The 18,517-nt window shown below is 54.2% G+C and carries 11 protein-coding genes; 3 read left to right on the top strand and 8 right to left on the bottom strand.

Annotated features, from left to right (window positions below):
- The first annotated feature begins 330 nt into the window (after positions 1-330).
- The gene (locus AUQ43_RS16340) at positions 331-2,934 is read left to right on the top strand and encodes a hybrid sensor histidine kinase/response regulator (RefSeq protein WP_062957227.1); all 2,604 of its coding nucleotides are present in this window, start codon (positions 331-333) and stop codon (positions 2,932-2,934) included.
- A 25-nt stretch (positions 2,935-2,959) separates the two neighbouring features.
- Here the strand turns inward: AUQ43_RS16340 and AUQ43_RS16335 are convergent, their stop codons facing one another.
- Positions 2,960-7,555 carry a CHASE domain-containing protein gene (locus AUQ43_RS16335; protein WP_232310713.1) on the bottom strand — a complete coding sequence of 1,532 codons (4,596 nt, stop codon included), beginning with the start codon at positions 7,553-7,555 and terminating at the stop codon, positions 2,960-2,962.
- Here AUQ43_RS16335 and AUQ43_RS20595 point away from each other — a divergent pair.
- On the top strand, positions 7,508-7,696 hold the full coding sequence (locus tag AUQ43_RS20595; RefSeq protein WP_232310714.1) for a hypothetical protein: 189 nt from the start codon (positions 7,508-7,510) through the stop codon (positions 7,694-7,696). The two genes, AUQ43_RS16335 and AUQ43_RS20595, sit on opposite strands and share 48 nt — an antisense overlap.
- Before the next feature lie 368 nt (positions 7,697-8,064).
- On the opposite strand, the gene gyrB is transcribed toward AUQ43_RS20595, so the two are convergent.
- From gyrB to mutM, 7 genes are all read right to left on the bottom strand, one after another.
- Positions 8,065-10,521 carry a DNA topoisomerase (ATP-hydrolyzing) subunit B gene (gene gyrB / locus AUQ43_RS16330; protein ID WP_062957225.1) on the bottom strand — a complete coding sequence of 819 codons (2,457 nt, stop codon included), beginning with the start codon at positions 10,519-10,521 and terminating at the stop codon, positions 8,065-8,067.
- A 19-nt stretch (positions 10,522-10,540) separates the two neighbouring features.
- On the bottom strand, positions 10,541-11,701 hold the full coding sequence (gene recF, locus AUQ43_RS16325; protein ID WP_062957390.1) for a DNA replication/repair protein RecF: 1,161 nt from the start codon (positions 11,699-11,701) through the stop codon (positions 10,541-10,543).
- Positions 11,702-11,764: 63 nt separating this feature from the next.
- Positions 11,765-12,883 (bottom strand): DNA polymerase III subunit beta, encoded by a 1,119-nt coding sequence (gene dnaN, locus AUQ43_RS16320; RefSeq protein ID WP_062957224.1) that lies wholly within the window; start codon positions 12,881-12,883, stop codon positions 11,765-11,767.
- A 331-nt stretch (positions 12,884-13,214) separates the two neighbouring features.
- A complete protein-coding gene (gene dnaA / locus AUQ43_RS16315) occupies positions 13,215-14,696 on the bottom strand; it encodes a chromosomal replication initiator protein DnaA (protein ID WP_062957389.1) in 1,482 nt (493 codons plus the stop codon).
- Between the two features lie 446 nt (positions 14,697-15,142).
- On the bottom strand, positions 15,143-15,403 hold the full coding sequence (gene rpsT / locus AUQ43_RS16310; protein ID WP_062957223.1) for a 30S ribosomal protein S20: 261 nt from the start codon (positions 15,401-15,403) through the stop codon (positions 15,143-15,145).
- Between the two features lie 185 nt (positions 15,404-15,588).
- On the bottom strand, positions 15,589-16,365 hold the full coding sequence (locus tag AUQ43_RS16305; protein WP_062957222.1) for an enoyl-CoA hydratase: 777 nt from the start codon (positions 16,363-16,365) through the stop codon (positions 15,589-15,591).
- A 265-nt stretch (positions 16,366-16,630) separates the two neighbouring features.
- The gene (gene mutM, locus AUQ43_RS16300; protein ID WP_062957221.1) at positions 16,631-17,470 is read right to left on the bottom strand and encodes a bifunctional DNA-formamidopyrimidine glycosylase/DNA-(apurinic or apyrimidinic site) lyase; all 840 of its coding nucleotides are present in this window, start codon (positions 17,468-17,470) and stop codon (positions 16,631-16,633) included.
- A gap of 174 nt (positions 17,471-17,644) precedes the next feature.
- Between mutM and AUQ43_RS16295 the strand changes: the two genes are divergently transcribed.
- Entirely contained in the window at positions 17,645-18,448 is an 804-nt protein-coding gene (locus AUQ43_RS16295) for a TSUP family transporter (RefSeq protein ID WP_062957220.1), read from the top strand.
- Positions 18,449-18,517 lie beyond the last annotated feature (69 nt).

The raw sequence follows: 18,517 nt of genomic DNA, 5'->3' as shown, positions 1-18,517 counted from the left end.
CAATGTCTATGACACGGTTGCACTCTGCCCGCCGCTGATCGTGACCGAGGACGATGTCCGCGAAATCCACGCCCGTCTGGGCCGCGCGCTTGACCGGGCGCTTGATTGGGCGAAGTCCGAAGGGATGCTGTGATCAGGAAGTGACGACCGACAAGGTCACGACACGTCAAGAACAAAGCCGGAGACAAGATGTTCACTTGTCTCCGGTTTTTTGTTTGATCTGATGACGCAAGGTGTTGTGCAAAATAAATCAAAGATACTGCGCAACTTGAACGACAACAATTCGTCCCAATATCAGTTCGGTAGATATTTCCGTCGGTGGAGAAAGTATTGAAAAGTCGTCGGTTCTGGCCGCTGGCAGTTTTCTGTGTATCTTGCGCTCTGGTTGTCGTTTCACTTGCGACCCTTGGGGGTGACTATGAACTTCATCCCGCCATTGTCATTGCGGCTTTGATGTCGAGCATTGCTGCGTTCTTTTCCGGCTACTTTTTGCCCAACGAGCTTGTTTGGGATGACCGTCGATCAACAGATAACGAAGAGACGGAAGGTGACGCAGGTCTGGAGAACCTCAGGGATTACCTTGAAATCTCTTTGTCGCCTTGTCTGATCATCAACCAGAACCGACAGATTCTTGAGAGCAATCATATTCTTGAGAGCCTTTGGGGTGTCTCAAGAAACCGCCTTAAAGAAGCACATATTACCTTTAACAATCACTCCTCAAGCGACGATGTCTGGGACATCGAAACGTCCCAACTGGCAATTGGCAAGTCTGGCTATCTTGCCGGAGAACTTTGCCTGCGGGGCAAGGTGAAAAGTCACGGCGTGTTTCATCTGACTTGGGTAGGGTATCCCGGGCCTGAGGATCGGGCCCTGTTTATTGAGATCGCCGAACCCCTTTCCGAAGCCAAATTTGGCGAGAACCGAAGAATTGAAATGATAGAGGCCTTGCGGTTGCGTGACGATGACCGCACCTTGCTAAAGGAACTCAATCATGGCTTGAGAACCGAACTGCAAGGGTTGCTCGGCATGATCGAGCTTCTGAGAGGTGGCCCTGATCCCAAGCAACAAACAAAATATCTTGATGCCCTTGATGGCTCTACCAAGTTGATTCTTGAGAGTGTTGATACCCTCATCGATTTCTTCGAAATCGACGAGTATTCCGGCCAGGCTGGCAACGTTTACAGCATTGACGAGCTTTTACGTGGCCTTTCCGATACTCTGAACCGTCGCACCGATTCCGATACTTTCGAGGTGCTGTACGATACGGATCGCTCTGTCTTCCGAAATGTAAGGTTCCCGCGGGAGGTGCTTGAGAAGCTCATTGGCCATCTTGTGGCGCATATCGTCCAGACCGACCTGGACGGATCAGTTATTGTCAGGCCAAGAATTGTTGAGAGCAATAACAGTGCGACTGAACTGAGCATTGAGGTCCTGCAGAACTCAGCGACGTTGCCCCGGAACAAAACCGGTTCCATTCACGATCCCGACAAGATCAGTCTTGATCTTGAAATCGCAAGGCGCCTTGCGGGTGCCGTCAAAGGCGAACTTCAGGCTGGCCGCTTTTTCGCAGATAATCTTGGCTTTAAACTGACTTTAAAGGGGATCGTCACCGACGATATGGGAGCGGCCTTTGTTGTCCCGAATCATCTGAAAAACCTTCGAGCTCTGATCATTGATGATAATCCGGCATCCCGCGAGGTGCTTCAGGAACTTGCCCACGAAATAGGCTGGCATGCAGACGTCGCAGCGTCGGGAGAGGCTGCGTTGCATATGATGAATTTTAAATCCGCCCTGGATGCGGCCTATGACATCGTACTGGTCGATTGGCGTATGCCAGACATTGACGGCTGGGATACGTCACAAAAAATCCGTGAGGAAATTGATGGCGGGAGGCTTCCAATTATCGTGATGATCACGGCACACAGTCACGATTTTATGTCAAAAAGCTCCCTGGACCGATCAAAAGTCATCAACGGATTTCTTACCAAGCCGGTCAGTGTAACCATGTTGCTGGACGCGGTTGCGGATGCAATGGCCCACAAATATGAGCCTGACAAACTTGTGCTCGCGAGCATCGAGAAACAGCCGGAGGTCGACATGTTAGCGGGACGGAAAGTTCTGGTGGTTGATGACAATGCCATGAACCTTGAGGTCGCCAAGGAGTTCCTGTCTTTGTACGGGGCAAAGGTCATTACGGCCGGTGGCGGATATGGGGCAATTTCGACAATCCAGAACGCAGCCAGTGCGCTTGACCTTGTTCTGATGGATATACATATGCCTGATCTTGATGGCTTGTCTGCGGTCAAGCAGATCAGGTCACTTGGTTATCTTTCTTTGCCAATTGTCATTATGACAGCAAATACATCGGAAACCGTGCGTAGCGATTGCTTTAAGTCAGGGGCGCAAGACGTAGTGCAAAAGCCGTTTCTGGCAAAAGAAATTGCAGCAACCATTGTCAACAACCTGCGCGAAAAAGCAGCCAAGACGTCCGATAAGGAACACATCAACTTATCAGAACGCACGACGTCACTTGCAGGTGAATTCGGGATCGACCTTAAAGCTTCGATTGGCAATTTTGATGGCAGCATCGCTTCGTATAACCGTGCGCTTGAAACCCTTATTCTTGATATCGGACGTGTCCGCGGTCAATTGGCCAAACATACTCCAGAAAATGTGCAAGAGGATATCGTAAGAGAGCTCCAAACACTGGGTGGTATGCTGTCTCTGGTCGGTGATCCCAAGGGCAGTGAGTACGCGAAGTCACTGGCCAATGACTTCGCGATGGTTGAGGCAAAACAGTCGGATCAAGACGCACTCAAGCAATCGATTACGCGGTTTGTCGCGCACCTTGACCATGTTTCGCATATTGGCAAATTGCTGATTTCATATCTCGCGACCGAGTTGAGACGCACCGGCGATAACGTAAGTGTTTAACCACCGGATTTTTGCGTCTGGTTTGTTATTCTGAGTTACTTTTCGCAATGGGTTTGATCATCTCGGCAACAATGTCGAAGTCAAGATTGCGCAGATGGTTCTCCATGATTGCGACTTGATCGTGAGAGGTCAATTCCACCAGCTCTGATGTCACTTGTTTGAATTTTTCCATTGCATCAGCACTTCCAGCTTCAAGCAAATTCAACAAGTTTATCAGGTCCTCGTTCTGGCCGTTGGCTGGCGCGGTTTCTGATACGCCATTGGTCAGCCAAGCTTCCATAAGGATTGCCGTATCTTCGACAGTTTTGGCAAACTCATCGAACTCCGTTTTCAAGGTGGAGACGCCTTCTTCAAGTGTGATGTTTTCAAGTTTTTTGCCGTGTGCAGCAGCCTTGAGGGCGGCAACTTGCGATGCGGCACCTTGCAACGTATGCAGCAACATCGCACAGGTTTTAGCATCTTCATCGGACAAAGCCGTGCGCAGCTTATCGATGATCTCGCGTGCCTGGGGCGGGAACAAGCCGGCAATCCTGATCAACAGGGCCTCGTTGCCGTGAACCAACGTCAGTCCCCTTTGCTTGTCCCAGAGGGGTAATGCCTCCTCGTCGTCATTTGACGCCAGATCTGCTGATGCAGGGGGGCTGTCAGTAGTGCTGCTATCGGCGACTTCCGACACGGCCGTCTGAGGTTTTGCGGCCGACACATGCGGGGTTACCGGAATTGATTGGCCGCGATTTTGTTCAACACATGCTCTTATTCTTGTGATGAGGCTCTGCGGTTCGATCGGTTTGGTCAGGAAGTCATTCATCCCGGCATTCAGCGCTGCCTTCTTTTCCTCTACAAGAGCACCAGCTGTCAGGGCAATGATCGGCAGATTTTCCAGTTTCAGGTTGTTGCGAATAAACTGGGTCGCTTCGTACCCGTCCATGCCGGGCATCTGAATATCCATCAGCACGGCGTCAAACATCTGTGGTGTGTTTTCGAGCAGTTCAATGCATTTCTCTGCGCTTTCGACCGCTATTGAGTTCGCGCCATTTCTCTTTAGTATTTGATCTGCGACTTCCCGGTTAAGGGCGCTGTCATCAACAACAAGAACCTTGATATCAGCCAGCCAGTTCGCGTTCAGAGAGGCCGTGCGTGTCAGCTCCAGCACTCTATTCAGGCGACCGGTTTTCGCCGAAACGATCTCGTTGACGGTGTTAAACAGGGTGGAGCCGTCAATCGGTTTAGTGACGATTTCATCGACCAGCCTGCTTGCGTCTATTTCGGCAATTTTATCTTTGTCAAAGGCCGAAATCATCAGGGCTGCAGGCAAGGTGTCCTCACCGACTTCATCTGCCAGCATTTGAATAGCACGCAACCCATCGAAGTCGGGCAATTGCCAATCAATGATGATGGCATCTGGCAGTCGCCTGTTGTTTCTGTGGCGTTGCATATACTCATCAACCAGCTCTTGGCCGGTGGAAAGTGCAACTGCGCGCCACCCCAAAGACGTCGCCAGTTCTTTCAAACGCAAGCATTCAGCATGATTGTCTTCGACAATAAAGACAAACAGGGGATCAGACCCGGTATCTTGTTCGTCACTGCCATCTGCTTTGACCAGTTCAAACGGAATGGTCACGGCAAAGGTGCTGCCTTTTCCAGGTTCGCTCACAAGGCTGTACGTGCCGCCCATCAAATCGGCCATTTTTCGTACAATCGACAGACCAAGTCCTGTTCCGCCAAACTTACGCGAGGTGCTGCTGTCGGCTTGCGAAAATGGCTGAAACAGTTTTGCCTGCACATCTTCGGGGATGCCTATGCCGGTATCGGTTACCGAGAAATGCAAAGTAACATTCTCTGCTGTATCGGGACTTTGTGTTTCGATCCGTTCGGCTTTGAGCGTGACAGAACCTTTTTCCGTGAATTTGATGGCATTGCCCACAAGATTGGTCAAAATTTGACCAAGGCGGTTACCATCGCCAATCACCAAGTCCGGCACGCCCGGTCCAAATTCGCTTATCAGTTTTATGCCGGCGTTTTCAGCCTGATTCTTAAGAACTGTTTCAATCTCGGTCAGTTTTTCTTTTGGGGCGAAGACAACCTTTTCAAGGGTCATCTCGTCGGCTTCGATCTTTGCAAGATCAAGAACGTCATTAACGATACCCAGCAAAGAACGGCCTGCAAGATTGATCTTGTTCAGATAATCCCGATGGCGATCGGGCAAGTCATCATCAAACAACAGGCTGGTCAGACCGATAATCGCATTGAGCGGTGTTCTGATTTCATGACTGATATTGGCCATGAAGGCGCCCTTGGCTTCACTTGCCTTCAGGGCGGCTTCTTTTGCGGCAAGCAACACCGCCTCGGCATTGCGGGCCTCGGTCAAGTCACGTAGGGACACAATGACAATTGTTTTGCCCGAAAGCTGCGCCGGGGCGAGGTTTATTTCAATCGGGAAGGTTGAGCCATCCTTCCTTTGTGCGATGATTTCCCTGTCACGACCCATCGCCACTAAACCAGGGTTTGTCATATACTGCTTCATTCCCGCTTCATGGGCGGCGACGTCTTGAGGTCTGACAAATATGCTGACGGAACGGCCCAACAGTTCATCGGTATCATACACAAATGTTGATCCGGCCTGATCGTTGGCAAGAGTGATGATGCCTTGATCATCAATGACCAGCATCGCCTCGGGCGCTGCTGCAAGAATGCCGCGAAATAGTTCCTCCTGCTCTTTTATGCGGTCTGCGGCAACAATTTGCTCGTCTAGTAACTGCTCCTGCCGTCCCTTGCGCCATGAGGTATACAAAGTCATCAGGACAACAAAGATGGTGATAAAGAAGGCGAGCGCGACAACACCTATTGGTCGGAGGAACGCGGTATAGATGCTGCGCATCGGCTTCCCAAAGATGTAGGTGATCTGGCCACTTGCCGCGTTGGCAGTGCCCTGGGTCGTCCTACTTGCGGTCAGAATTTCGCCAAATTCGCTGTCAAACATCTGTAGTCGACTGTCTGCACCCCAAGGAAGTGCAATTTGACGAGATAATTTGTCCCATGCGGGGGCATCACCCGTTTCAAAGGCGAAATTTCGGCTAGCGTCAGGATAGGCGATAATGTTGGCATTCTGATCAAGTGCAATCGCCAGAAAATCGTGCGCCTCAGTTGCAAGACTCTCGGCAAGCACTCCCGCGGCATCGACATTCAGAATGGCGATACCAAACAGTTGCTGACTGTTGTCAAAAATCGGCGAGACAAAACGAACCGTCGGCTCGAAAGGCTCTACAATTTCGCCAAATTCTCTGTTCAGATTGATATCGGAAATCCAAATTTCACCTGGACGCAAAGAATTGGCGGCCCGCATGTAGGGTTCTTGAGCTTTTTCCTGAAGCCGTGACTGATCCAATTTAACGAGATGGCCGTCTTCGTACTGAACCCGGACCAGCTCGCGTCCATTATTGTCGACACCAACAATGCGTGCTTGGGTAACCGCCTCTGAAGACAGCATGAAGGCGACAAAAGAATCCGCGATTTGATCTTTCCAAACGGCTGGCGCGACCTTTTCATCATCAAGATAACTCTGAAAAGATGCCATTGACTGAACGCTTGTCGCAAAGAAGCTCACGGCTGCTTTGTAATCCGAGTAATTATCCTGGTGCGCGCCGATTGCCTCTGATGTGCGGTCAATAAGCTCATCAGAAAATGCCGATATATTCTTGCGCCAGATATAGACAGCGGTCGCCAAACACACCAACAAAGACAAGCCCAACAGAAGGGTTGTCGACGAAATCGCGATTGGCTGCCTCAGAAAGGCGATAAGACTTAGGTCTTTGTCATAGGCTTGATGGAAGTTCTTCCTCCGGGAGAGCATCTGCCACCAGATAATGCCTGAAACAGCAAATGACAGAGCTGCGGCAAGCGCGGAAATCAGCCACGGGCTCAGCAGACCAATGCTTTGAGATAGACCAGGTAAAACGGCTGTCTGCATCAGCCAGTCTCGCCCATTGACCTTGATCTGGCGCGATTGAGTCAGACTTTTTGATGGTTTCTGCCCGGACGTGTCCGACACAAAGAATGGTTCTGACTCCGACAAATCGGTCAGTGTCAGGCTGACATTGCCAAGGTTGGGTTCGAAGTCATACAGGACCTCGTCAACGACGAGTGGTGCGTAAGACCAACCGGCGATCGCCTGTTCCCTTTGATCCGGAGTGCCGATCGGCATACCCGGATGGTAGACAGGCAGCAGCACCAGGAAGCCGCGTCTGACATTACCATCGGCCTGAACAAGCGTAATCGGCTGGGTCAGTCTTGCATCCCCGGTGCGTGCTGCTTCTAGCGCGGCAGCCCGTCGGTTTGCCTCGGATGCGATATCAAGACCCGTGGCGCCTTCGTTCCCGGCAAGGGGATAGATATACTGAATAACAAACCGGTCACCGGAATTTGGGGATAGTTCGCGAATACGAAAACCGGGAAAATCATCAGCGCGGGCACGCTCAAGGAATTGCTGAGTATCTTCGGCCTCAACAAACTTGATATAGCCAAAACCACGCGCACCAGGGAACTCCCGCCTGTTTTCGCGTGACGCGATATAGCGTTGTATTTCAGCACGGGTCAGGTTTTCGGGGCCAGCGGTGATGACCACACCACGCAAACCACGCAAACCGTACTCATAGACACCAAAGCGGGTTTTGACCAGTTCTTCGGCCTGATCCGTCAGTCGCGACAACTCGGCATTGATGGCCTCATCGTTTCGGGTGTTCCAGGACCAACCAAGCGCAAATGAGATGAGCAGCCCAAGCAATAAAGCCAGGGCAGGTATGGCAATGATGGAGCCCGTCGAGCTGCCCTTATCACGTTCCGCCGTCACAGCCTTGGCAACGCCTTGCCGCAGTGGTTCTTTCATGTGTAAACAGCCCACAGAGTGTATCTACAAAAAGTTGTAAGATACTATGTTTGGACGATCATCAATGAGAACAAGGTGCTAGGTGAATTCGAACGCGAATAACCATGGTGCTTTCAAAACCTGAAACACGGAGCTCCAAAAACAAGAAAGGCCCGCATCAGCAGGCCTTTCCAAAGTTATGCGTCACATATTCTAGATTTATGTGTCGCGTTTCCAGTTTTATGAGTCAATTCACACAACGCTCAGGATCAAACGTCGAGGTTTGCAACCTTAAGTGCGTTTGACTGGATGAAGTCGCGGCGGGGTTCGACGATGTCGCCCATGAGGGTGGAGAAGACTTCCTCGGCCTCGTCTGCGTGGTTGACTTTGACCTGCAGGAGGGAGCGGACGTTCGGATCCAGCGTGGTTTCCCAAAGCTGATCCGGGTTCATTTCCCCCAGACCCTTATAGCGCTGGACGGAAATGCCGCGACGGCCGAATTCCATCACTGCATTGACCAGATCGACCGGGCCATTGATTTTCCAGGTCTTGTCCTTGGCAACAAATTGCGCGCCTTTTTCAAACAGTTCACGCAGATCACCAAGAATGCCTGCAATCGCGCGGGCTTCGGCCGAACGCAGGATATTGCCATCAATGATATGACGCTGTTCAACACCACGCAGCATACGCCAGAGGACGATTTCGTCCATCGGGGCTTCGCCGTGCCAGCCACGGTCATAGTCTTCTTCGAGGCTGTCGAGATGTTTGGCCAGCGTTTCGGCCGCTTCAAGGCGTTTGCCATCATCATCAAGCAATGCCGGGTTCAGCGCACCGGCAAGGGTGGCCTGTTCAAGCACGGAGATCGGCAGCTTGATCGACAGCGGCTCAAGGAAGCCTTTGGCCTTGCGCGCCAGCTCGACGACACGGACCAGGTCCGGGCCTGCCAGCTGCTGACCATCGGCAAGGGTAAGAACGGCGTCCTCGGTGCCCTGTGCGGTCAGGTATTGCTCCATCTCGCGGTCGTCCTTGAGATACTGGACCGAATTACCGCGCTTGGCGCGATAGAGCGGCGGCTGGGCGATATAAAGATAGCCGCGTTCGACCAGTTCGGGCATCTGGCGATAGAAGAAGGTCAGAAGCAGGGTTCGGATATGCGCACCATCGACGTCGGCGTCAGTCATGATGATGATTTTGTGGTAACGGGCTTTTTCGATGTCAAAGTCATCACGGCCAATCCCGGTGCCCATGGCGGTAATCAGCGTGCCGATTTCCTGACTTGAAAGCATCTTGTCAAAGCGCGCGCGTTCAACGTTCAGGATCTTGCCGCGCAGCGGCAGGATGGCCTGAAAACCACGTTCACGGCCCTGTTTGGCCGATCCACCTGCGGAATCACCCTCCACGATGAAGAGTTCGGCTTTGGACGCATCGCGTTCCTGACAGTCTGCCAATTTGCCCGGAAGCGACGAGATATCCAGCGCACCCTTACGGCGGGTCAGTTCACGTGCCTTACGGGCTGCTTCACGTGCGGACGCGGCTTCGACCACCTTGGTGACGATCTTGCGCGCATCCTGGGGATGTTCTTCAAGCCACTGGGCGAGCCTGTCATTGAGGATGTTTTCCACCACCGGACGCACTTCGGACGAGACCAGCTTGTCCTTGGTCTGGGATGAGAATTTCGGATCGGGAACCTTGACCGAAATCACGCAAGACAGGCCTTCACGGGCATCGTCACCGGAAAGGGCAACCTTTTCCTTTTTGGCGATACCGCTTTCCTGCGCATAGGAGTTGATCTGACGGGTCAGGGCAGCACGGAAGCCGGCCATATGCGTGCCGCCATCGCGCTGCGGGATGTTGTTGGTAAAGCAGAGCGTGGTTTCGTGATAGCTGTCATTCCACTGAAGGGCGACTTCAACGGTGATGCCGTCTTTTTCGCCTTCAATGCTAATCGGTTCTTCGATCTGGCGGACCTTGTTGCGGTCGAGATATTCGACAAAGGCACGAATGCCGCCCTCGTAATGCAGCTTGGTTTCGACCGGATCGCCGCTGCGTTCATCACGCAGAGTCAGGATCACGCCCGAGTTCAGGAAGGCCAGTTCACGCAGGCGATGTTCGAGCGTCGGCAGGTCGAAATCGGTCATGGTGAAGATTTCGGCATCCGGGTAGAAGGTGACTTCGGTGCCCGAAAGAGGCGTGCCGTCCTCGGTCAGCGGGGCGTCGCCGACGACCTCAAGCGGCTTGATGGCATCACCACCGGAAAACTCCATGTAGTGTTCCTTGCCGTTACGCCAGATGCGCAATTTCAGCAGGGTGGAAAGCGCGTTCACCACCGACACACCCACACCGTGCAGACCGCCGGAAACCTTGTAGGAGTTCTGGTCGAACTTACCGCCGGCATGAAGCTGGGTCATGATGACCTCGGCGGCGGAAACGCCTTCTTCCTTGTGCATGTCGGTCGGAATGCCACGCCCGTTATCACGGATGGTGGCAGAACCATCGCCATTGAGCTGCACCCAGACGGTGTCACAGTGACCGGCCAGTGCTTCATCGATTGCGTTATCGACGACTTCGTAGATCATATGGTGCAAACCGGTTCCGTCATCGGTATCGCCGATATACATGCCCGGGCGTTTGCGCACCGCCTCAAGGCCTTTGAGAACCTTGATCGATTCTGCACCATACTCCGGCGACGTTTCACCAGTGTTCGGCGTTTCTGTTTCGTTGGTCATAGGGTCACAACCTCGGCATTCACGGAGTGGTTTCAAGGGTCAGTGTGGCATCTTCCACGCGGAAGAATTGCGCACGACCGTCCAAACCTTCAAACAGCGCCCGGTCCGTGCCTGTCATCCAGGCCTGGACGCCAAGCGCCACGATTTCATCAAATAAATGGTTGCGGCGTTCTGCATCGAGATGCGCAACCACTTCGTCCAGTAACAGCAGCGGGCCAGCCCCGCGCGCCTTTGTCTGCAGGCGGGTATTGGCCATAATGATCGCCAGCAACAACGCCTTTTGTTCCCCGGTGGAACATTGATCTGCCGACTGGCCCTTTGCATCATGCCAGACCAGCAAATCACTGCGTTGCGGGCCAACAACAGCCCCGCCATAGGTCGCATCACGTCCACGTCCGTTGCGCAATGCGGCCCGCATTTTATCTTCGACCTCGACCGCGGGCAGGCTTTCCAGCCAATCTTCCAGATCGCCGGTCAACGCCAGGCGCGCAGCCGGAAACGGCCCGATGGCCATGGTCCCGGCACGGCGCAGCCGTTCAAGCAATTCGCCACGTGCCACGGCAACCGCAATGCCATGGCGGACCATTGAATCCTCTATCGAGGCCAGCCATTTGTCATCGCCCTTGCCTTCCTTAAGCAGCTTGGCGCGGGAACGCAGGCTGTGCTCATAGGCGGCAACGCGGCTGCTGTGATCGGGATCAAGGCCATAAACCAGCCGATCCAGAAAGCGCCTGCGTGCGGACGGACCATCAAGAAACAGTCGATCCATCTGGGGTGTCAGCCAGACCGCGGCACATACCCGGCCCAAGGCCGCCTGCCCGCGCTGGGTCTGCCCGTCAATCCGCACCGCACGACGTTCACGCCCCTGTTCCAGAGCCGCCGGATCAAGGCCGGTGCCAAGTTGAAACACCCCGTCGGGCGTTTCCATATCGGCCGAAACCGCCCAAGCACGCGGGGCCCCGTTTTGGGTGGGCGGAACGCTGCGGGCCATTTCACCAAGTTTGGCACGGCGCAATCCACCGCCGGGTGCGAGAAGCGATACGGCTTCAAGCAGGTTGGTCTTGCCAGCCCCGTTTGGCCCGGTCAGCACGACCGGCGAGCTGTCGAGCGACAGACGCAGGCCCTCGTAACAGCGAAACTCGCTGAGCTGGATACGGGATACGGCAAGACGGCTTGTCATCGACACCCCGTCTTTTGGCATGAGGTTATTGGCAAGAGCAGCCACAGCGTATCGTGCTTACCGTCAAACACGCATCGGCATCAGAACGTACAATGCCGAAAGGTCGTCGGTGTCACGCAGAATGGTCGGGCTTGAACCGTCCGACATCAGAAGGTTAAGCGTATCGCCCTTAACCTGCTTGGCAATGTCCAGCAGATAGCGCGAGTTGAAACCGATCTCGATATCCTCGGCATCGTAATTGATTTCGAGTTCCTCGGACGCAGTGCCGTGTTCCGGGCTTGAGGCCGACAGGGTCAGGGTATTGCCCGACAGAACGACCTTTACCGCGCGCGACTTTTCAATCGAGATGGCCGATACGCGATCAACAGCATCCGCAAAGGATTTGCATTCGATATCCAGCGTCTTGTCGTTGCCCGACGGAATGACACGTTCGTAGTCCGGGAAGGTGCCATCAATCAGTTTTGAGGTCAGAACCGCCTCGCCAAAGCCAAAGCGGATTTTGGTGTCTGACATTGCGATATCGACCGCCTCGCCGGTTTCATCAATCAGCTTGCGCAACTCGCCAATGGTTTTGCGCGGGACGATAACGCCCGGCATGTTTTCAGCACCTTCAGGCAGCGGCGCTTCGACGCGCGCCAGACGGTGACCGTCGGTTGCGACCGCGCGCAGGATCTTGGTGCCCTCGGCGTCGGTGGCGTGGAAATAGATACCGTTGAGGTAGTAACGGGTTTCCTCGGTCGAGATGGCAAATTCGGCACGGTCGATCAGACCACGCAGTTCGGCCGCTGCCAGACCGAAGCTGACCGGAAGGTCGCCACCAGACATGACCGGGAAATCATCGACCGGCAGAACCGCAAGGTTAAATTTCGAACGACCGGCAGACAGGGTCAGGCGACCTGCGCCCGGCTCAAGCGCGATTTGCACCTGAGAGCCTTCTGGCAGCTTGCGAACGATTTCATAAAGGGTATGGGCAGGGGTTGTGGTCGCGCCCGGTTCAGAGACCTCAGCCGTCGTGGTTTCGATGACTTCAAGGTCCATGTCGGTCGCGGTGAGCGAGAGACGATCATTCTCTGCCCGCAGCAAAATATTGGACAGAATCGGAATGGTGTTACGTCGTTCAACAACGCTTTGAACATGGGTCAGCGATTTCAACAGCGCCGCGCGTTCGATGGTCAGCTTCATGCCCGTCCTATCCGTCTGTCAGTATTTGTTTAACAAATTGATTTTTAATCAGTTTTCCTACCTGACCCACACCCTTTCGGGTGCGGAAGGCGCATTATAACATGCATACCGGGAAATCGAAGGATTTTTACGGCTTAAACCCAAGCAAATAAAAGGAGTCGGCGGACAAAAATATGCCTTGAACGCGCAAAGCGGGGCAAACCGCGCGACTCGCAGTTTTACTGATCAAATTCGGGGAAAAATCCAGCCAGATTCAAAAGCAAAATCCGCCGTGAGTTGCGGCGGATTTCATCAAAATTCCCAGTCACTTGGCTATCAGTCAGACAACCAGTCAGCTTTCAAGCATACGGCGCAAAAGATCGATATCTTCGCACAGGGACGGGTCCGTTCCGTGCAGTTCTTCGATCTTGCGTACAGCATGCATGACCGTGGTGTGGTCGCGCCCACCGAACTTGCGGCCGATTTCCGGCAGCGAGTGCGTGGTAAGCTGTTTGGACAGATACATTGCCACCTGACGCGGACGGGCCACAGCACGCGCACGACGGGCAGAATGCATGTCCGAAACCTTGATGTTGAAATGCTCTGCCACGCGTTTCTGGATTTCCTCAATCGAAACGCGGCGCTCGGACGCACGCAGAACGTCATGCAGAATGTCCTGAACCATCTCCAGCCCGATTTCACGCCCCACAAGCTGGGCATGCGCAATCACACGGTTCAGGGCCCCTTCAAGCTCACGCACATTGGCCGTGATCTTGTGAGCAAGGAATTCCATAACCCGCTGGGGCAGCTCGACGCCCTGACGTTCGGCCTTGGCCTCCAGGATGCCCAGACGCAGCTCATAGGTCGTTGCGTGGATATCGGCGACAAGGCCGGACCCCAGACGCGAACGCAGGCGTTCCTCGATATCTTCAAGGTCAGACGGTGACTTGTCAGCCGAAACAATGATCTGACGCCCCTGGTCAACCAGCGCATTGAAGGTGTGGAAGAATTCTTCCTGGGTTGAATCCTTGCCCGAGATGAACTGGACATCATCAACCATCAGCACATCGACCGAACGGAACTGGTCCTTGAAATCAACCGTGTTCTTGTCGCGCAGCGCCCGGATGAAGCGGTACATGAATTTCTCGGCCGAGAGATAAATCACCGTGCGGTGTGGTTGCGTGCGGCGGATATGCCAGGCAATCGCATGCATCAGGTGGGTTTTACCAAGACCAACCCCGCCATACAGGAAAAGCGGATTGAACGGGACCGATTCGGCTTCTGCCAAACGACGCGCGGCGGCATAGGCGAACTCGTTGGGCTTGCCCAAAACGAAATTGTCGAATGTGTAGCGCGGGTCCAGTGCTGCCGAAATCCCATCATCGGACATGCTGGCAATTGCGGTACGGCCCGATCTTGCGGGCTGACACGGCGAGGCAACAACGTTTTCGCGGGACTCGTTGTTACGTGCAGATTTGGCGCGTGACCCGGATGCGGGCGCAGCAGCCGCAGAGGAATTTTTGGAGGTTGATGCGGCTGAACCGGCCTGTGCGGCAGCTGCAGACACGATGTTGATTTCAACGAAATGTACATCGGGATCTTCGGAATGCCAGAATTTCTGGATGCGGTCGAGATAATGCTGTGTAACCCAATCACGCATGGCGCGGGTCGGCGCACCAAGGCGCGCAACACCGGCTTCGACCGCGATCAGACCAACCGGTTCAAGCCAGTAACGATAGGCTGTGGCGCCAAACTCGGCGCGCAGCTTTTCGCGTACGACTTGCCAGGTTGCAACTGCATGATCATCAAGTGCTGCGTGCTCGTCACCCGCAATCCCCCCTTTGGATTGACCCAGTGCCGATTGTGTGTCCCTCACGGCGTGCTGCACTGTAAGAACCTTTCCCCGAATTTCCCTATTTCACCACGACAAAGACCGCAAAAGACAAAACAGTACCGTCTCGCGTTGATCATCGCTTTGATCAACACGCTGGCCTTCCACATCATCAGGGAAGTGTACTCGCGCCTTTTGTTTTTTGGTTCTTCGTTGCCAGTCGCTTTGCGCGACCTGCAAAGTCCAAACACTGTACTGATGTGACCCACATCAGGCAAGGCGATCTTTAACAGAACGTTAAAAGGATTTCGCCACCGCAACGGTCCTTATTTTCTGCGGTTTCTTGCACACGCGCAATCAAGGAACAAAAGGTGATTCTGCGAAATCCGGGCAGCGAAAAGGCCGCACCAGAGGTGCGGCCTTCGACTCGCCATCCCGTAAGGGATAAATTAAAGCGCCTTGATGCGTGCAGCCAGACGCGAAACCTTGCGAGCAGCGGTGTTCTTGTGCAGAACGCCAAGCTGTGCGCCACGTGCCAGTTCCGGCTCAGCGATTTTCATCGCAGCCTGAGCAGCATCTTTGTCGCCAACGTTCAGCGCAGCCTCGACCTTCTTAACGAAGGTACGAATGCGACCGATACGTGCACCATTTACTTCTGCACGTGCGGCGTTGCGGCGAATGCGCTTCTTGGCCGATTTATGGTGAGCCATTGCGAACCTGTCTCTTCAAACAAATGTTACGTAATTCGGAGCGCGGCTTATAGCTCCGTCCGAAACCCTCGTCAACCCCCGATACCGCCATAACGCCTCAATTTCTGCGGCTTCGGACTCTTTTGCCCCGCAAGGCAGATATGTGCACGCGGAATCAGGGGTCAAGTTGCCCGGTGATTAAACAATCAACGGTGCTTGAAATCGGCTTTGCGCTTCTCGCCAAAGGCTTTCATGCCCTCGGCCCGGTCTTCGAGTGCGAAGGTCGAATGGAATTCGCGACGCTCGAACATCAGGCCTTCGGTCAGGGTCATCTCAAAGGCCTTGTTGACCGATTCCTTGACCTTCATCGACACCGGACCGGAGAAGGAGGCGATCTTTTCGGCCAGCTGCATGGCTTCGTCCATAAGCGAGTCGGCCGGGACGATTCGCGCAACCAGACCGGCGCGTTCGGCTTCCTCGGCATCCATCATGCGCCCGGTCAGGCACATTTCCATGGCCTTGGCCTTGCCAACCGCGCGGGTCAGGCGTTGTGTCCCGCCTGCACCGGGGATGGTACCGATGGTGATTTCCGGCTGACCGAACTTGGCGGTGTCAGCCGCAATCATGATGTCGCACATCATGGCCATTTCACAGCCACCACCCAATGCGAATCCGGCGACCGCGGCAATGGTCGGCTTGCGGCACGACGCCACCCGGGTCCAGCCCTTGGTGATGAAGTCGTTTTTATAGACATCCATATAGTCGTAATCGGCCATTTCCTTGATGTCGGCCCCGGCAGCAAAGGCCCGTTCCGACCCGGTAATGACAATCGCACGGATATCTTCATCGGATTCGAAATCATCGAGTGCCGCACCGATATCCTTGATCAGCGCATCACACAGCGCATTGAGCGCCTTGGGGCGGTTAAGCGTGATCAGGCCGACATTGCCCTTTTTCTCGGCGATGATGTTTTCATAAGACATGCAAGTGATCCTTTTATCGCTGTTCGGCCCGCTGATCCCGGTACAGGATTCCGTGGCGTTGTCGGGCCGATTCGGCTGAAACCATATTTTGATACTGTTTTACCGATTTTGGCCGCACGCCGCAACCAGACGTGTCATGAATTGCACCGCGTTTTCAAATGATGGCGCCCGTATGCATCAGCGACCTGCCAAGATGCCGCTACGTCAGTCTGGCAAAAGCCCGGGACAGATCGTGTGACGCCCTAACGAAGGTTATGTGGCGCTGCTATTTTTGGCAGCTGGGGCAGAAGAAGGTTGATCGCCCGGCCTGGACGATGCGTTCAACGGTGGCGTCACAGCCATCCGCAATGCAGGTTTCGCCTTCGCGGCCATAGACGCGGAAATTATGCTGGAAATAGCCAAGCTCGCCATCGCTTTGGCGATAGTCCTTAAGGCTTGATCCGCCAGCGGCAATCGCATCTTCCAGCACAAGGCGGATTTCACGATAAAGACGGTCAATCTCGCCAGGTTTGAGATTCTTTGCCAGACGGTCCGGTGCGATGCCAGCCCGAAACAGCGCCTCGCAGACATATATATTGCCCAGACCAGCCACCAGTTTCTGATCCAGCAGAACCGTCTTGATCGGGCTTGCCCGTTTGGCGATGCCAGCCCCCAGAACGGCGGCGTTAAAGGCATTTCCAAGTGGTTCCGGCCCGATGCCGGCCAGCATCTTGTGGGTGGAGACCTCATCACCATGGATCAGGGTAATGACCCCAAAGCGCCTTGGATCGTTAAACCGCACCACCGCCCCGTCCGCCATAACAAAATCAACATGATCATGTTTGCCCGGGTCAGGCACGCCGACATTCGGGTCATTATGGATGGTCATGCGCCCGGACATGCCAAGATGGACCAGCAACACCTGCCCGTCATCAAGATAGCCGAGGATATATTTCGCGCGCCGGGTCAGTTGATTGATCTTGCGCCCGGCCATGCGATCAACAAAACCCTCCGGGAAGGCAAAACGCAGGTTTGCGCGCCGCTGCACGACATGATCGACAACCTGTCCTTCCATAACGGGTATCAGACCACGGGTGACTGTTTCGACCTCTGGCAATTCGGGCATATCTGGAACTCATAAAAAGAACGGTGTGTGACTTTTAGACTACGGCTTGCGCGCAATTCAACGACTGAAATCGATCCGACTGGACGTAAGGATGCAAAGCCATATGATGTGCGCTGTTTTGACAGACTGCATCGCCCCCAACGTGTGGTCGCACCCCATTTAGAAAGCTCGCCGATGGAATTTGGTTTTGAACTTCTTGCAATCCTGTTTGCCGTTGCTGCCCTTGCCGGCTTTGTCGATGCAATTGCCGGGGGTGGCGGGCTGATCACCATTCCGGCCCTGCTGTGGGCGGGCGTCACCCCGGCGCAGGCGCTGGCAACCAACAAGCTTCAGGGCAGTTTTGGCAGCTTCAGCGCGTCCCTTAACTTCATTCGCAAGGGTCATGTTCATCCGCGCGACATGGTTCTGGCGATTGTCCTGACCTTTGCCGGGTCGGCTTTGGGTACAGTTCTGGTCCAGATGCTTGATCCGGGCATTCTGATGACCATCCTGCCCGCACTTTTGATCCTGATTGCGCTGTATTTCCTGTTTTCACCCCGCGTGGGGGACATTGATGCCCATCAGATCATCGGCAAGACAACATTCGCCTTTACCGCCGGTTTTGCCATCGGGTTTTATGACGGTTTCTTTGGACCGGGCACCGGATCGTTCTTTTCCATCGCCTTTGTCGCCCTGCTTGGCTTTAACATGACCAAGGCAACCGCCCATACCAAGATCCTCAACTTCACCTCGAACTTTGCGTCGCTTGTGATGTTTATTGCCGGGGGCGAGGTCGTGTGGATTGTTGGTGGCGTGATGGCGGTTGGCGCATTGATCGGTGCGCAGATCGGATCGCATATGGTGATGAAGGTGGGGGCGCGTCTGGTACGGCCGCTTTTGGTCGTCACCTCTATCGCGATTTCAATCAAGCTGATCATCGATCAGTACGGATCAACCATCAGCCACAGCTGGGATCAGATCCGCCACTGGGTCGGTTAAAGAAAACAACACCGGACATAAAGAAAACCCGTCAGCCATTTGGATGACGGGTTTTGTATTGGATCAGGC

Source organism: Thalassospira sp. MCCC 1A01148 (assembly GCF_001613795.1).
Classification (GTDB): Bacteria; Pseudomonadota; Alphaproteobacteria; order Rhodospirillales; family Thalassospiraceae; genus Thalassospira.
This window is presented reverse-complemented; position numbering and strand designations above follow the sequence as displayed.

What these genes read in the sequence shown, in the direction of transcription:
- AUQ43_RS16305 (WP_062957222.1), bottom strand. Translation starts at nt 16,365, where the DNA reads ATGTCTTATGAAAACATCATCGCCGAGAAAAAGGGCAATGTCGGCCTG.
- gyrB (WP_062957225.1), bottom strand. Translation starts at nt 10,521, where the DNA reads ATGACCAACGAAACAGAAACGCCGAACACTGGTGAAACGTCGCCGGAG.
- AUQ43_RS16295 (WP_062957220.1), top strand. Translation starts at nt 17,645, where the DNA reads ATGGAATTTGGTTTTGAACTTCTTGCAATCCTGTTTGCCGTTGCTGCC.
- rpsT (WP_062957223.1), bottom strand. Translation starts at nt 15,403, where the DNA reads ATGGCTCACCATAAATCGGCCAAGAAGCGCATTCGCCGCAACGCCGCA.
- mutM (WP_062957221.1), bottom strand. Translation starts at nt 17,470, where the DNA reads ATGCCCGAATTGCCAGAGGTCGAAACAGTCACCCGTGGTCTGATACCC.
- recF (WP_062957390.1), bottom strand. Translation starts at nt 11,701, where the DNA reads ATGACAAGCCGTCTTGCCGTATCCCGTATCCAGCTCAGCGAGTTTCGC.
- dnaN (WP_062957224.1), bottom strand. Translation starts at nt 12,883, where the DNA reads ATGAAGCTGACCATCGAACGCGCGGCGCTGTTGAAATCGCTGACCCAT.